Origin of the sequence: Ewingella sp. AOP8-B2-18 (assembly GCF_052376015.1) — a bacterium.
Classification (GTDB): domain Bacteria; phylum Pseudomonadota; class Gammaproteobacteria; order Enterobacterales; family Enterobacteriaceae; genus Ewingella; species Ewingella allii.
The window spans coordinates 46,372-60,328 of sequence record NZ_JBQSVB010000015.1 but is presented as its reverse complement, the minus strand read 5'-3'; the positions used below and the strand labels follow the sequence as shown (position 1 = coordinate 60,328).

Here is a 13,957-nt window from a genome sequence, read left to right as displayed (position 1 = left end):
CTGGACGAGGAAGCGGAATATCACAAGTGGGAAAGCAGGCACGGCCACCGGAGAATTAAAGGGTGGCGTGTAGGGTTGTTACGTTATGCATGGAGAAGACAGGGTATTCAGGTATTAACCGGAAAAAACGTAATACAGGAAACTGGGGAAATTCATCCTATAAGAGATTTAGCCTTGGCACGTATTTCAGCCAACTCGTTTACAGCAACCGTTCCTTTCTTGGTTATCTTTCTGGCTCGCCAGTCAACACAGGTCACCTGATCGGCTAGGGCGACACCCTCGCGGCTTCCTGATAATTCCACTTCGAACGGGTAGTTTTTGACTTGTGTCGTACAGGGGACACAGAGTAAAAGCCCCACTTTGTTGTTATAAGCAAAAGGACTGAGGACAACGGCAGGACGATGCCCTCCTTGCTCGTGTCCCGCAACAGGATCAAAATCAATCCAGATCAAATCCCCCGAGTCAGGTACAAAACGGGAAACCATCAGAGTAATTCCTTGCCTGTCGGAGCACCAAAATCGGCTTTATCATGGATATTATCAGCAGAGATCCCCGCCAGAAGAGCATCCAGCGAGTATTCTTTTACTCTCGTTGGAACGATGATGATGCGTCCTTCTTCCACGACAATTTCAACGGTATCATCAATGTTCAGAGAGGCTGCTTTCATGATTGCAACCGGTAGTCTGACTGACGGGCTATTGCCCCATTTTTTTACGATAACTTGTGCCATTTCTTCACCCTCGCGTATCAACAATGATGATACTGTATCATTACTACTTTTAGTGTCAACTTTGTTGATACATATTGATTAACAAGAGGGCTGACCGGATGGTACAGGACCGTGTGCCATCCGGTAGTGCATAAACGAGCGGGGAAAGGTTAGTTCATGATTCCGGCGACGGATTTGGCCAACTGAGCTTCCAGAACCGGTTTAGCTTCTTCGAACTTGAGGTTCACCTTGTTGGCGTTAGAAACCACGCGCGTCTGGTATTTCATGCGGTTGCCTTCTTCACTGCTGGTCTGCACCTTCACACCCGAGTTACCCTGGCGTAATGCGGCGACGTTATCTGTTGTCACGGTCGCTTTGCTGCGTTCCGAAATCTGCAGATCGGTCACCATTGTGTAGTTAGTGTCTTCCACCATCGCGTCTGCCGCCATACCGGCAAGACCTGCGGCCAGCCCTACCCCCAGGATCGCACCGCCGGATGTACTGTTATATGCGGTGATCCCAGCGCCCAGTGCGGCACCTGCGGCAGCACCTTCATAGCCCGTTGAGAGCAGCCCCTGCGCCTGACGCAGGTCCATTTTCTCGGCTTTCAGGACGTTGGCCTGGATCCAGTAATAGGCAGAGTCCGGTGACGATGTAACGTTATAGCCTTTAGCACGCAAATCCTGTGCTAGCAGCGTTTGCAGATCGCCCATGTCTTTGTCAGAAGTATTCCGAACCTGGATATAGACCGTTTTTTCACTGGATGGCTCCAGCCATACGGTCTGGCTCATCTGTGTTTTTACGTCGAGGTTGCGTTTTTTGATGGCGGTGCCCATCGCACTACAGCCGGAAAGTACCAGACATGAGACGACTACAGCCGCCACAAGAGAATTGCGGTTTTTCATTTACTGTTTCCTTGTCAAAAAAAAGCGGGGCAGGCACGCCCCGAAATATTGGCTATGTGGACATAAATCTGGAGGGTGAGACCCTTCCGTTAGAATTACAGAAGGGTTATCGGCAGCAGGGGATTTAACTTAAATATTTTTGATCAGCTGGCTGATTTTTTCGAGGGCCAAACCTGCACCCAGACGGTTAATTTCGAATGATACTAAAATGCTCGACACAATAAAGAGTGATAGCAGCAGAACAGGCAAAGCTATGGCAAACCAAGCAGATAAGCCAGAAAGCAAGGAACTGACAATCATCAAAGTGCAAAATGTAATGATCAATTTGCGAACAATTCTTGTCAGATGACTTACGAGCAACGAATTATTTCTAACCTCTAAAGGCAAGGACATATATGTGAGTTGATTATTATATGTCATTAGAAAAACCAGCAGACCTACTACAGTGGTTATTGCCAATAAGTACCAGCCTTCTGATAAAAGAAAAGATACGAATCCTTTTATTGAAGCGTCGTCTTTATCAAAAGAGGCGTAGAAAATTACAGTGCTCAATATACTTAATAGGACAGTAAAAAAGGGAATTGCAGCACTACGCTTCATCAATTCCATTGCTGATGGAATTTGTCGATGGTTAGCATTTAAACCGTTTATTAGAAAGTTAACATCTGCTTCAATTTGTGCTGCAGTTAGGTTTCCCATCTCTGTTCTTCCTTAAAATATCAAGAGGCTTTTTTCTGTTGTTCCCGAAGCTCTTTAAGTTTCTGCTCAAAATTCTTTGTTTCAGCATGGTCAAAGCCAGGTTTGGTTTGTTTAATGTCCTCTTCAGTGCGGCCGATCTGCTGTCCTTTCACCGCACCTTGATGCTCATTTCTGAGTATATCACTGGATGCCTGAACAGGGGTTTCGTTTTGATCGATTTTCCCGCCATTTTCTCTAATGACATTAGAATTAGCAGATCTTTGTGCTGCAACCTGCCCCGCCACGTTATTAGGGATACCTGCACCCTCCGCGTGCGCTCTCACTTTCTCCGCAGCCGAGTTATAATTCTCAGTCATTGAAGCTGAAGGCGGACCACCTTGCACGTTAAGATCTCTCTCCCGATTAGGCAGGTTTACATCTTCCGCCTGAACAGGTTTCGCCCCCGAAATCCGGTTGTTTTGTCCGTGGTGCATTTCATCCTGTGTTGATTGATGATTTTCGGACACCGGCGCTGACTGCTGGCCACTTTGAACATTGCGATCATGGTTATGCAAATTCACTTCATCAGAACTCACAGACGCCGCTCCTGTACCCGGTCCCTGAGACGTGCCCTGGGTATCCTGCGCACTCACAAACGGAGCCGTCCTTTGAGGGGATGTTTCAATGACGCCTGATGGTGTCGCTCCATTGACGTTTTCCTGACTGCCGGCTACCCCACTCGCTCCATAAGGCGCTGGGATGGCGTCACCTCCTGCGGTATGTTGCGCAGTAACCGCGCCGTATTCTAACGAGTTTGATGGTGTCAGAGGTTGTGTATTGGTTTGTTCTGTTCGTGCGCCGTAGTTTTGCATGATTTCCGGCTCCAGACGCTCTTTCATAAACTCCGTGGCCGCTTCGCGCGCAGAGTTAACGTTGGTCAGAATACCCTGCGCATTGTTACCAAACTTGGCCGTCGTCCAGTCCACGAATTCCTGATTGTAGTTGGCATCCAGGCTGGCACTTTCGTTTTGTGCCAGCGTCGCCATCCGGCTAAACTCCTGGCTTTTGGTACTACTGTCGGTGTACTGATGATACTGACTTTTCGCATCATTCAGCGTCGCAGCATACTGCTCAACCTGAGAGTTGGATTGGTTATCCGTCTGGTTGCCAGACTCGCTCACGCGCGCTGACGTCACCATATCCATACCCTGACGGAAGTCCTTGACCGTCTGACTGTTCTCATCGTGGCGGAAGTCTTTTCCTTCTGAGTGAGTATCCTGCGTACCGTGCGCACTGCCCGAGGTATGCTTCCAGTCCGTATTGATATGCGCCTCACCACCCACACTCACACCCGAGGCCCATTTGCCCAATTTACCGACAAGCTGATCGCCAGAATCAACCTTAACATTCGCCGACATACCGGCTCCGCCAGAGCCCTGATTGGTGATATCCATCAGCTGGTTGTAGGCCTCCTGGGTAGAGATGTTATGCGCTTTACCATAGCTTTCAGCGGCCGACATCATCTTACTTGCCCCCACTGTCGCATTGGTCGCCTGGGTGTTTTCACTGCCCTGCGTCATCGAGGCGCTGTTACCGCTTTGGCTGGTCAGCTGGTTCAGTTGCTGGAAGCCGCTGGTCACGCTGTGGTTATAGCCATCGAGCGCCGTTTGCGCCTCCTGCTGTGCCTGCCGCGACTGCTCCTGGAAACCGCTGCTCGCCAGTGAACTGAGTCGCATGTTAACCGGCAGGTTAGAGATGGCCTGAGACGTGTCATAGACGTTATGACCGTCAGCCGTCAGGGTGCGCATCCCGCCATTTTCCATCTGGTGGCTTTGCTGACCCATACGTTGCGACAGGTTGGTGTCAAATTTGTTGGCGTTAACGTTGTCCATCGACATGTTATTAAACGACCAGTTGCCGTCAGCGGTTGTGGATGCCTGCCCGCCCGCAGAGAACGCCGCTGAACTCATCACGCCGCCCACCACCTGCGACGCCACCGAAGCCGCCCCTTTCGTCAGGAAAAACGACAGTACCGGTATCGACATGCTGAGATAGCCGGCAATATTTGCCACGTCAGAATGCTGCAGGGCAATGCGATCCTGATTCGCCAAAACCAACGCCGTTGAACCGGTTTTTGACTGAAGGTAGAAGTTGGCCAGGGAATTCAAAATTGCAAACATCACCGGCCACATCTGGAAATACAAAAACCCGCCGGCGTACAGCTTGAGGGTATTCAGCCCGAAGATGGTGTGGTTGACCAGGGCCAGCGCAATCACCAGCGGGAAAAGCCCAATCAGGATAAGCATCATCAGGGACTGGAACATCGGTAACGTTTGTGAGGCAATTGCCCCTCCCGCCGCCCAGCTCAGACGCTGTTTGGTCAGGGTCGATTCCGTGGCCAGATTCACCAGGTTTGCTGTATCCGAGGAACGGGCGGCAAACCCTTTCCAGCCGTCGCGGATGGCGGCATTGGTCACGTTGTTACGCATAATCTGTGAGGCACTCAGCCCGCCTGCATAGAAAAATCCGTAGCTGTCGTTCATGGCATTGCTCAGCAACGCATCCGCATTCACTTTACTGCCAAACACGCGGGTCGCCATATCGTGCCAGCTGACGCCGCCCACCGAAATATCACTCCCCATCAGCGTTCTGATGGTGCCGGCGGCCTGCTGGCAGGTCACAAACTGCCTTACCCCACTGACCGTCTGATAGATCCCCCGCAACGGACTCGGGTTATTGGTAATAAGCGTCAGCGGGTCGGTGCTGTTGAGCAGCTGGTTGATGGTGTATTTGTTGTTAAGCAGAATGTCGCCAATCACGCAGTTTTCGACATAGTCCGTCAGCATCTGTGCCAGCTGCGGGTTTTGCGTCCGAAAATCGGAGGTTTGTGCCACAATCTGAGAACCAAACAGCATCCCGCTCTTGGTATAGGTCAGCGAGTCCGGGCGCGATAGGGTGTAATCGTACAACTGCGCCACCCCAAATCCCGCACTGGTGGTCAGCCCCGCGATCATGGCCAGCCCCAGCGGCACATTGTCCACCTCGTACACGGCGGCCGGGTCGGTGATGTCGAGGATTTGAACTGACCGTTTTGGCACCAGTAACACGGACGTAATAAACATAAATACGGCCAGCCAGTGCATAAAGACGCGCGGATCACGGGTTTTGATAAAGGACACCATCACCCCCAGCACGCCGAACGTGCTGACGATACGGAGCAAGGTATCAAACGTATCGGCGCCCAGAATGGTCACGACGCCGTTTAACACCTGCCGCCACATGTCCCCGCCGAATATCGTATAGACTTCAGTCATTGCTGGTACCCCACCGGTAATTACCCTGATATGACGTTGAAATAATGGTCGAGACCTGTTGCTGGAGGTACTGCATGTTGCGGTCAATCCCGTCCAGCGCGTTCTGATCGGCCGCCGACTGCAGCTTCATGTTGGCCAGCAGCTGCTGTGCCTGGGCCACGTTCTGCCGCAACTCACCTGCCGCCTGTTCCGGGAAGTTTTTCCCCGCCAGCGACTGACTGGCCTGCTTCACCAGCTCCTGCAGGTACTGGATCATTAAATCCTGCGCGATGTAATCCGCCACCTGGATGAGGTAGGTCGGGCTTTGCCCCATACTCTGCGAGTTGGTCAGGTATTTCAGGACGGGGACAGAGGTGGTGTTGAGAAACCCTTTTTCCTGGTCGGATAAGCCGGTGTCATCCGTCAGCTTCTGGTTCATGGACAACATGATGTTTTGGACCAGCGTGACCAGCGCATTATTGCTGCTGATGGTGACGCTGGCCACCGTCGGCCCGAGGCAAAGGTCGGGTTCATCACAGCCGTAAATCTTGGCGGTCCCGCCGCGCATCAGTACGGTGATCACATCCCGGTTATCCACCATCGGCGTCAGGATAGTCACCTGCCCGGCGCTGTTGAAAATGATGGATCCGACGATACTCATCACCAGCTCTTTCAGCTGGCGGTTCCCGTCGAAAAGATGATTGCGCCCGAGCGCATCCCAGATGAGATTTTTGTTCTTCAGCACCTGGTCTTTTTCATTGGCGTTGGCCCGATTCGTGACGCTGTCACCCTGCCCGCCGACCGTGCACCCCTGCCGGGATGAGGCCCAGTCCGAGAAAATATTGTCATCACCGGCAATGTCCTGGCAGATTTTCTGGTTGGAGAGCTGGGACACGGGCCAGAGGCCCCCGATGATCCCCTGCGCTGCCTGGCATGAACTCATGTTGGCGGAATTCACGTCGGAGGCGATTTTTTGCAGAAAGTCTTTGGCCTGTTTCAGTTCAGGCACCATCGTCTGCAACGCCAGGTCGAACGCGTAGCCCGCCGCATTACTCATGATTTGCTTGGCAAAGCGCTGAATTTCCTCACCACTGATAAATGAGAAGGCGCCCAGATAGGCATCAATGCCCCCGCAGCCGGAATTCAGGGAAGGCACCTGCATCGAGATCAGTTGGACCTGTTTTACCGGATTTCGCAGATAAACCGAACCGCCGGTGATGTAGCCTGCGGCCTGCCCTTGCCAGGCCTGCGCTTTGGAGACGTTGCCGTCATAGCCCAGACTGCCGAAAAATCCGTTCAGGTCGCCCTGTACGTCGGCCAGCGCCGGTGTGCTGATACACATTGCGGTCAGTAATGTCAGCATGACCTTTTTGAGTTTCATGGGTATCCTTATATTTGTGGTTTACGACCCAGACAAAGCAGACAAAATATTGTCCATAGCAAGAGGTCGGAAAATCTAGCGCCGCCCGCCACAACATCCGGATAATTACGCTGACTGAAAATCCAGAACGCCGTACCCAAGCTGGCTGCAATAATGACTCCATAGCGTTGAAGCCAGCCTTTGAGTGTGGGCAAGCCTGAATAGATTTCGTGGTCTATATAAAGGCACCCAACAGGCAACAGGGTGAACAACCACCCGGGCAGGCTGTACAACCTCATGTCTGCCAGATACCGCCAGCCTGCATCGGGGGGAAACGTGGGGATGGTATCGACACGGGTGTAGAAGAAAAACCACCACGTTGTACCGCACCAGATAATGGCGCACAGCAGCACAAGCCTTTCAGCGGGTGTTCTCTTCGTCTTTACCGGCTGTGCGCACGGATCTGTTGTCTTCATCTTTTTTCTTCCTTTGGGATAACCACGACGTCACCGCTCAGCGGGCGGCGTTCTCAGGCTCGATGTTCATCTACTGTCGGGGAATGGACGTTCGTTACTGCGGGCTGACGGCCTGACTGGAAGGCACCGGCCCCAGCGTATTGGAGGGCAGATTGTCGATATCCGCCTCAATCATCAGCGCGACGCGCTGGCTCAGGGTGCCCATGTCGGTATCCCCCTGATAAAGCGGAAAAGCCGCAATGGTATTGTCCGGACGCGGGGTGGCGACGTTAACCAGAAACGTGGTCGGCGTGGCGATGGGCAAGCCATTGCCAAAAAACGTCATGATTTCACCCGCCAGCGGCTCATTGGCGCCGCGTTTACGGGGAATAAGGGCCACCGGAAAGGACGTATCACCATAGCCGTCAAGCGTATAGGGATAAACCTTGATACCGACCTCATCTGACCACTGCTTTAACTTCGGGTCGAATTTCGCGCTGTACGGACACCCCCGCTGCATAAACACCACGATGGCATAATTGTTCAGGTTCACCTCGCGCCCGTCGGTGAGCGTCATCATGTGCGGCGCACGATTTGAGGGAATACGCGCCTGCGGTAACCCCAGGTCAGGCAGCGCCGGTGACCAGTTCGTTTGTGTCTTGGACCTTTCCAGTGCCGCTATCTGGTCGGCCACGGTTGCCTGCGCGACCAGCGGAGTCATCAGGCAAAAGAAAGGCAACAGAAGGGTAAGTTTCACGATTTTGCCTCCCGGTTCTTCCTGTGCGCCTTACGGTGTGCGAGGACTTCAGACGCGATGAGCACGACCAGCGACAGGATAAGGCAGGTGAAGGTTGAAAAAACCAACACCTGTCGCGTCAGCGTCGCCGAGTAGGCCAGCAACTCACTCAGGCAGTTAGCGAGGATGCCAAGCAGAAATAACACGGCCACGACGGGCAAATTATTCATGTTTTTGCTCCTGTTTCCCGCCCTGAACCGCCATGCCAAAAGCCGCCACGGACATCCGGCCTTTACGTGCCACCATCAGCCAGCGTGCGGCCAAATAGACACACGCGTAAAGCGTGGTAATAAGCCCGTAGAGATTAAGCAGGTTGTGATTAAACCCCGTGATATAGGTTTCACGGCTCACCTGTTCGGGGACACATTGGTAAGGTGACGGCGTGACCGGCTGCGGTAGCGCCCGTTCATTGACTGTCATGCCCGCCGGGAGAGCAGCACATCCCCATACGTTACCCGGCGCGGCCCCCTCCACCAGCCCTTCGGCCTGACGGATGACAAACGCCCCCGGCGAAGGCCAGGCATTAACCACTATAAAGAGAGAGAAAATAAACACCGGCCCGATGACCATGATATCGAGCACGAGCCTGACCGCAGCCCAGCCGGCTGCGGCGCCCGTTTTGAGCGCTGAAAGTTGCATGAGAAATCCTCGGTTCTGAAGAAGGGGTTAAACGGGGGGTTAGTCGGTGAGGTCTGCCGCGTAAGGCACGATACGTTCACCGACACTCAGGAAGGAGCAGAGCAAGATGAAATCGCCCGTCCCCTGCTGTGGGCAATAGTCAAAGTTCAGCATGTCGTCCATGAAGTGCGCCTGTATCGCACTTTCCAGCGCATGACAGTCCAATCCGGGGCGCGTTGAAAATGTCACAACGTCATACTCAATGCCGGTGAACGTTTCACCTTCCCTGATGCTTTCAATATTAAGAATAATGCTTTGCATAATGGGGTCTTACTTTAGAAGTTAGGTTTGAAACCCGTGGCCACGTTCAGGAAGCGCTTCGCCAGGTCATCCTGTGTCATAAAGCCATAAGCCAGCGGACGAAAGTCGCGGGAGGCCGGGTTAACCAGGAATAAAGCGGGGAAATGGCTGATGCCCATCCGGGCACTTTGCCCTGCGTCCTGGCGGCTGTCCGGCACCTGCGGGGAGATTTGACCGTCCACGCTCACCGGAATTAACGAGATATGCCGCGTGCGGGCAAAGTCAGCCACCACCCCGGCCATCTGCGCATCAATCGGATCACTGCCGCGATAGAAGTAAAACATCCCGTACTGGGCAGACAGTTCGCTGATGGCCTGTGCCTGTTTGGCCTGGTCGCTGGCTTGCTGCAGCGGTGCCGTACTGTTGTAGTGCGGGTGTTCGAGGTTGTAATCCAGATCGGGATGATCCAACTGCGCCACCGCAAACGACTGGCTGAACATCGATGCCCTGTCCGTCCAGAACTTCTGCCAGCGCAGGAAGGTGGCGGTATTTTCGCTCGACGGGTTAAGAATGGCCCGGTCCAGCGCCTCCTTCGTGTAACGCTTGAGCACTGCCGCCTGCTCTGACGGTGACAGCTTGCTAAAATCCGGCACTTGCGGGGACGGGGCCGGTTTGGGTGCCGGCGTGTCCGCCGGCTTCTTCGGTTCGTTGTACCAGTGCCAGCCGGTGAACGGATCCGCTGGTGTCACCACCGCATCAGCCGGTGTATCTGTACCGTCCGCCCACGCCGGGAGCGCGAGACTGAGCAGGCAGGCAAACCACAGTGTTTTCATCATTTCCCTCCGCCCTGCGCGTTAACCTGCGCCGCAATCCGGTCTTTCACCTGCTGAACCATCACCGACGAGTTCGGGATTTTCTGGTTGGTCATCAGGTCGCTGTAGAAATCAGCAAAGTTAATCAGGTCAAAGTTGATGGCCTGCAGCTCAGGCACGGTGATCCCCCGGCAGTTCGGTGAATCACCGCTGCCAAAACTCACACCCAGCTGATCGCGCCGCCCCTGCTCCTGAATAATGCGGGCCAGCTTGCCCCCGAACACGCAATACACCTGTTTTTTCTGAATACAAACGCCCAGCACGGCGCGATTGCAGGCCTCACCGACGCTGACTACCACCTTTTTCGCCTTGGCCTTGCCGATGGCCATTTCATCACTGTTGCAGTTCGCCAGCCCGGCGTTGTTCCCCCAGCCGGAGTCCACACAGCAGTTGGAGAATCCCGCCATTGCCTTGCGACAGGACATCGCCTGACCGGTAAAGGCTTTGATGTTGATCTGGTCGTTGACGACATCATCACCGGCTGATGCCAGTCCCGCGAGTTTGGCCACCGCCGTGTCAAAACCGCTGTCTCCGGCGCCGTTGGTATCGTCACAGTCCCCTGACATGCACAGGTAATTGCCGCCGCAGAGTTTGCCGGTAGAGGTGTAGGTCTTCTGGCACTGATACGTGACCTGTTGGTGCGAGCATTGCCCTGCCGTTTGTTCAGTACAGTGACTTCCGACGACGGTACAGCTGGCATCAGACATTAAAGCGGCACAGTTACCGTTACTGGCCGGCGTCGTCAGATAGGTATCGGTGTACTGCCAGCAGTCGCTGTGAACGGTGTAGGTCTGTCCGTTCACGGTGGTTGTCCTGTCGCCGCCGCCCACCGTGCATTGCGTGCTGATTAACTGGCCGCCCACGCTCTGGTCATCACACGCCTGCTGAACGTTGGTCTGGGGTTGATACGTTTGTACGGTAGTGACAGCCGTCATGCTGAGCGTCAGGGACGCAGATCCGTTACTAAAACCACGAATGATGCCGTCAAGGAAAGTCGTCTGGTGATTCACTGACCCAATCGTTAAAGAAAGCGTGACCGTCTCTCCCTGATTCATGTGATAGCCCGAAACAGACAGATTCTTTTGCGTGGTTCCCGAAATCCTGTCCGGTACGACCATCGCGTCCCCTAACACGCTCCAGGTGACTGTCCGGGCCAGATACCCCGACATGTTGAAGTTCGCCAGCTGAAGGTCGCCGGTAAAGGGTGCGACAAAGGTGGCATAAACCGTCAGGTTGTTGCGGTAGTAGGTGAAGTCCCCGGTATTGATTACCGCTGTCTGATTGGTTTGCGTCGTCACATACGTCCCACCTATCGTGACGGCACGGTTACAGCTTTGGGTCACCGCCACGTCTTTGTCGCAGGTGTAATTCTGGAAGGTGCTTTTACTGACCACTTTGTCCGTACACTGATCGTAGGTGCCGTTGACGACCGTGCCGGCAGTGCTCTCAGCATCCTTGCCGTTGGTAATGAACGGAGCCTTGGGGTCAATAGTCACCGCCGGATTGGTCGTGCCGGCGCTGATAACCGCCTGCCCGGCGTTGTTCTGGCCAAGTTCGGTCTGTCCTTTGTCACTGATACCGCCGTCTCCTCCCTGTACGCCCCCGTAATACCCGCTCTGTGACGGACTGGCGGTGTACCCCGGAATGACACTTGAGGGTGAGGTATTTTTCATCCCCGATGTGCCCTGACCGCTGTTAGATTTTCCGTAGCTGGAACCGGCATTAAAAGCATCGCTGACGGCATCGGCCTGTGCCCCCTGGGCACACAGCAGCAACAGTGGCAAAAGCAATCGCTTCATTATTTTCCCTCCGCCGTTTTCAGCAGCTGTGTCGCCGTCGCCGCACAATCTCCCCGGCGCACGACTTCTTCGAGTGCCTGCTTAACCGTCAGGCTGCCGTAAAGCACGTCATAGTTGCCCTGACAGGTGACCACCAAGGCGGGCACAGCCTTGATGCCGTATTGCTGATACAGCGTCGGGTCAATCTGCACCCCCGCCTCTTTATCTTTCTTGGACAGCTCAAACATCACCGAGGCCGTTTTGCGAAAATCGTTATCCAGCAGGCCACGCAGCGTCGCCGGTATACCAAAGCGGCGGGCATCGGCGAGCATGGGCAGTAACCCTTCTTCCGGAATGCCCAGACTCACAAAATAGAGCGCCTGCGGCGTGGGCCGGTCGGCGCTGTTCTGGTCAGCCTGGGACGCGGCGATTTCGTTTTGCAGCTGAGACACCTTATTTTGCTGTGCCGGTGGCAGGGTAATGTTCATGCCCTTCAGCTGCGCCTGGAACTGCTCAAGCTCGGTTTGCTTTTGTTTCATGTACGCCATATCACCGGCGGACACGGTGGGCTGCTCGGCTGCCTGCACGGATTGCGCGCAGAGCAGCGCGGCGCTGAGCGTCAGCGCCGTCATCAGGGGTCTGTTCATGGAAGGTCCTTACAGATAAGCGCAGTTACGCTTTCGCCACAGGAGGTAGCCGAAGTTCTTTTTGGATGTCGGGGCGTTATGTACCGGGCCCCACAGCTGCGTGGTCGTGCCAAAGGGGTGGCAGTCGCTGGCTTCGGGATACATGTTGACCATCTGATATCGCCAGCGGGATTTCGGGATAATCGGGGACGGATACTCGTAGCACACCGCCACGTCCGCCCCGACCGTCTCCATCACGAGTCCCTCCCGGTGCAGTTTGAACGCCATCCGTTCACTGACCAGCACCGACGCCTCAAGCGGCGAAAACTCGTTGCTGGTGTAGCCCGTGAAGGGGTACATCGACCCCTGCGCACCGGCACACCAGAACAGCGGGTCCAGCGGCACACCGGCTGTGGAGGCAATCGAGTCGGCGGCGCAGGCCCCCTGTGCCAGCAGGTTAGAGAACAGGCTCACTTCCGGGTTGATGATCATCGACAGCGTGCTGTCATTCCACAGCGGGTCAACCTCGGAAAGGTAAGCAATATCCATGTCGCCGGTCTGCATGCAACCGGTGCTGGTGATGATATTCAGCCAGTAAATCAGCGGATATTTATACCAGTGCACATGGTAGAACGCGCCGGGTGAAGGCTTGTCACTCTGCCCGCCGGTGCCGGTACCTGTCCGCCCCAGGTCAATTTTAAACCCGCCCATATTGACCATCACGCCAGGTTCGCGCGTCACGTCCGTAAGGGCAACGGGTTCCCAAAAGCCGATGGCCAGCCCCAGGCGGTAAAAAATGCCGTAAGGGCACAGCTGGATAGGCGATGCCGGATTGGGGGTGTCCGGGTGCGAACCGGAAGCCAGCTGAATGCTACCGAGCGTCATGGGAAACAGGCATTTCCAGCAGACATCACTGATAGGGTTCACCCAGCGGCCGTCTCCGGCGTTCGTACTGGCCGCCTGTGCCGGCATGCACAGAAAGGCCGTCCAGATTAAGGTAAGGCAGAGAATGAGCTTGCGCATTCGTCCTCCGGTTCCCTGACCCTGACCACCGGCATAACCTTCCAGCCCAGCCGTTCACAGCTGCCGATAAGCTGGATAAGAAACATCAGCGCCCGCCCGGACTGTATCTGATAGCCGATATCGGCTTCAACGTCTGTGCCTGCCAGAGTCATGTATTCCTGCCGCGCACGGTCGACGTCCCGTGCCAACATGTCCAGCGTCACCTCTGTCAATAGATATAATGAAGGCGGCCCCACTTCCCTGTCTGATAATGTGAAGCCGGCTCGCTGCAAACTGCGCAAAAATGCGGAGAAGATGGCATCGAAATATTCCTCATTCATCTGTAAAAACAGGGCTTTTCCGGTAACGGGTGCCGTGTATCGGTGCCGCGTTGAACGGATCTCATCGTCCATCCGTGCGTCATGCAATGGTTCGCCACGTTGCGTATTCGCTTTATACTCAAGCCAGTTGACTCCCACGAACACTAAAATAACGAGGTATAACGCCAGGAAAAATAATCGGGGGTGCGCTTTAGCCATTTCAATAAAATTAAACCATTCCATGC

The 13,957-nt window shown here is 54.6% G+C and carries 16 protein-coding genes; all 16 read right to left on the bottom strand.

The features are described 5' to 3' along the window. Window positions 1-152 precede the first annotated feature (152 nt). A complete protein-coding gene (mazF, locus tag ACT3RR_RS20950) occupies window positions 153-485 on the bottom strand; it encodes an endoribonuclease MazF (RefSeq protein ID WP_037035625.1) in 333 nt (110 codons plus the stop codon). Then, the gene (locus ACT3RR_RS20945; RefSeq protein ID WP_037035624.1) at window positions 485-730 is read right to left on the bottom strand and encodes an AbrB/MazE/SpoVT family DNA-binding domain-containing protein; all 246 of its coding nucleotides are present in this window, start codon (window positions 728-730) and stop codon (window positions 485-487) included. The genes mazF and ACT3RR_RS20945 overlap by 1 nt, the downstream gene beginning before the upstream one ends. Before the next feature lie 149 nt (window positions 731-879). Beyond that, a complete protein-coding gene (traT, locus tag ACT3RR_RS20940; protein WP_454834680.1) occupies window positions 880-1,614 on the bottom strand; it encodes a complement resistance protein TraT in 735 nt (244 codons plus the stop codon). Between the two features lie 129 nt (window positions 1,615-1,743). Continuing rightward, window positions 1,744-2,313, bottom strand: coding sequence for a hypothetical protein (locus ACT3RR_RS20935; protein WP_448313618.1), 570 nt, complete (start codon window positions 2,311-2,313; stop codon window positions 1,744-1,746). 20 nt (window positions 2,314-2,333) lie between these two features. Continuing rightward, a complete protein-coding gene (gene traG, locus ACT3RR_RS20930) occupies window positions 2,334-5,606 on the bottom strand; it encodes a conjugal transfer mating-pair stabilization protein TraG (protein ID WP_496201066.1) in 3,273 nt (1,090 codons plus the stop codon). Next, entirely contained in the window at window positions 5,599-6,966 is a 1,368-nt protein-coding gene (gene traH, locus ACT3RR_RS20925; RefSeq protein ID WP_448313620.1) for a conjugal transfer pilus assembly protein TraH, read from the bottom strand. The genes traG and traH overlap by 8 nt, the downstream gene beginning before the upstream one ends. A gap of 8 nt (window positions 6,967-6,974) precedes the next feature. Then, window positions 6,975-7,421 (bottom strand): hypothetical protein, encoded by a 447-nt coding sequence (locus ACT3RR_RS20920; RefSeq protein WP_496201065.1) that lies wholly within the window; start codon window positions 7,419-7,421, stop codon window positions 6,975-6,977. Window positions 7,422-7,515: 94 nt separating this feature from the next. Continuing rightward, a complete protein-coding gene (gene trbB, locus ACT3RR_RS20915) occupies window positions 7,516-8,157 on the bottom strand; it encodes an F-type conjugal transfer protein TrbB (RefSeq protein ID WP_496201064.1) in 642 nt (213 codons plus the stop codon). Beyond that, window positions 8,154-8,366, bottom strand: coding sequence for a hypothetical protein (locus tag ACT3RR_RS20910; protein WP_448313622.1), 213 nt, complete (start codon window positions 8,364-8,366; stop codon window positions 8,154-8,156). Before ACT3RR_RS20910 ends, trbB begins: the two co-directional genes overlap by 4 nt. Beyond that, window positions 8,359-8,835, bottom strand: a complete 477-nt coding sequence (locus tag ACT3RR_RS20905; protein ID WP_448313623.1) for a hypothetical protein — start codon at window positions 8,833-8,835, stop codon at window positions 8,359-8,361. The genes ACT3RR_RS20910 and ACT3RR_RS20905 overlap by 8 nt, the downstream gene beginning before the upstream one ends. A 39-nt stretch (window positions 8,836-8,874) precedes the next feature. Further along, window positions 8,875-9,135: a hypothetical protein gene (locus tag ACT3RR_RS20900; protein ID WP_250981452.1), complete on the bottom strand. Its 261-nt coding sequence runs from the start codon at window positions 9,133-9,135 to the stop codon at window positions 8,875-8,877. Between the two features lie 14 nt (window positions 9,136-9,149). Beyond that, window positions 9,150-9,947 carry a type-F conjugative transfer system pilin assembly protein TraF gene (traF, locus tag ACT3RR_RS20895; protein WP_250981471.1) on the bottom strand — a complete coding sequence of 266 codons (798 nt, stop codon included), beginning with the start codon at window positions 9,945-9,947 and terminating at the stop codon, window positions 9,150-9,152. Further along, window positions 9,947-11,785, bottom strand: a complete 1,839-nt coding sequence (gene traN, locus ACT3RR_RS20890; RefSeq protein ID WP_250981451.1) for a type-F conjugative transfer system mating-pair stabilization protein TraN — start codon at window positions 11,783-11,785, stop codon at window positions 9,947-9,949. Before traN ends, traF begins: the two co-directional genes overlap by 1 nt. Beyond that, window positions 11,785-12,411 (bottom strand): type-F conjugative transfer system pilin assembly protein TrbC, encoded by a 627-nt coding sequence (gene trbC / locus ACT3RR_RS20885; protein ID WP_250981450.1) that lies wholly within the window; start codon window positions 12,409-12,411, stop codon window positions 11,785-11,787. The genes traN and trbC overlap by 1 nt, the downstream gene beginning before the upstream one ends. A gap of 9 nt (window positions 12,412-12,420) precedes the next feature. Continuing rightward, the gene (traU, locus tag ACT3RR_RS20880) at window positions 12,421-13,413 is read right to left on the bottom strand and encodes a conjugal transfer pilus assembly protein TraU (protein ID WP_448313527.1); all 993 of its coding nucleotides are present in this window, start codon (window positions 13,411-13,413) and stop codon (window positions 12,421-12,423) included. Then, entirely contained in the window at window positions 13,383-13,955 is a 573-nt protein-coding gene (locus tag ACT3RR_RS20875; RefSeq protein WP_448313528.1) for a hypothetical protein, read from the bottom strand. The genes traU and ACT3RR_RS20875 overlap by 31 nt, the downstream gene beginning before the upstream one ends. Between the last annotated feature and the right edge of the window lie 2 nt (window positions 13,956-13,957).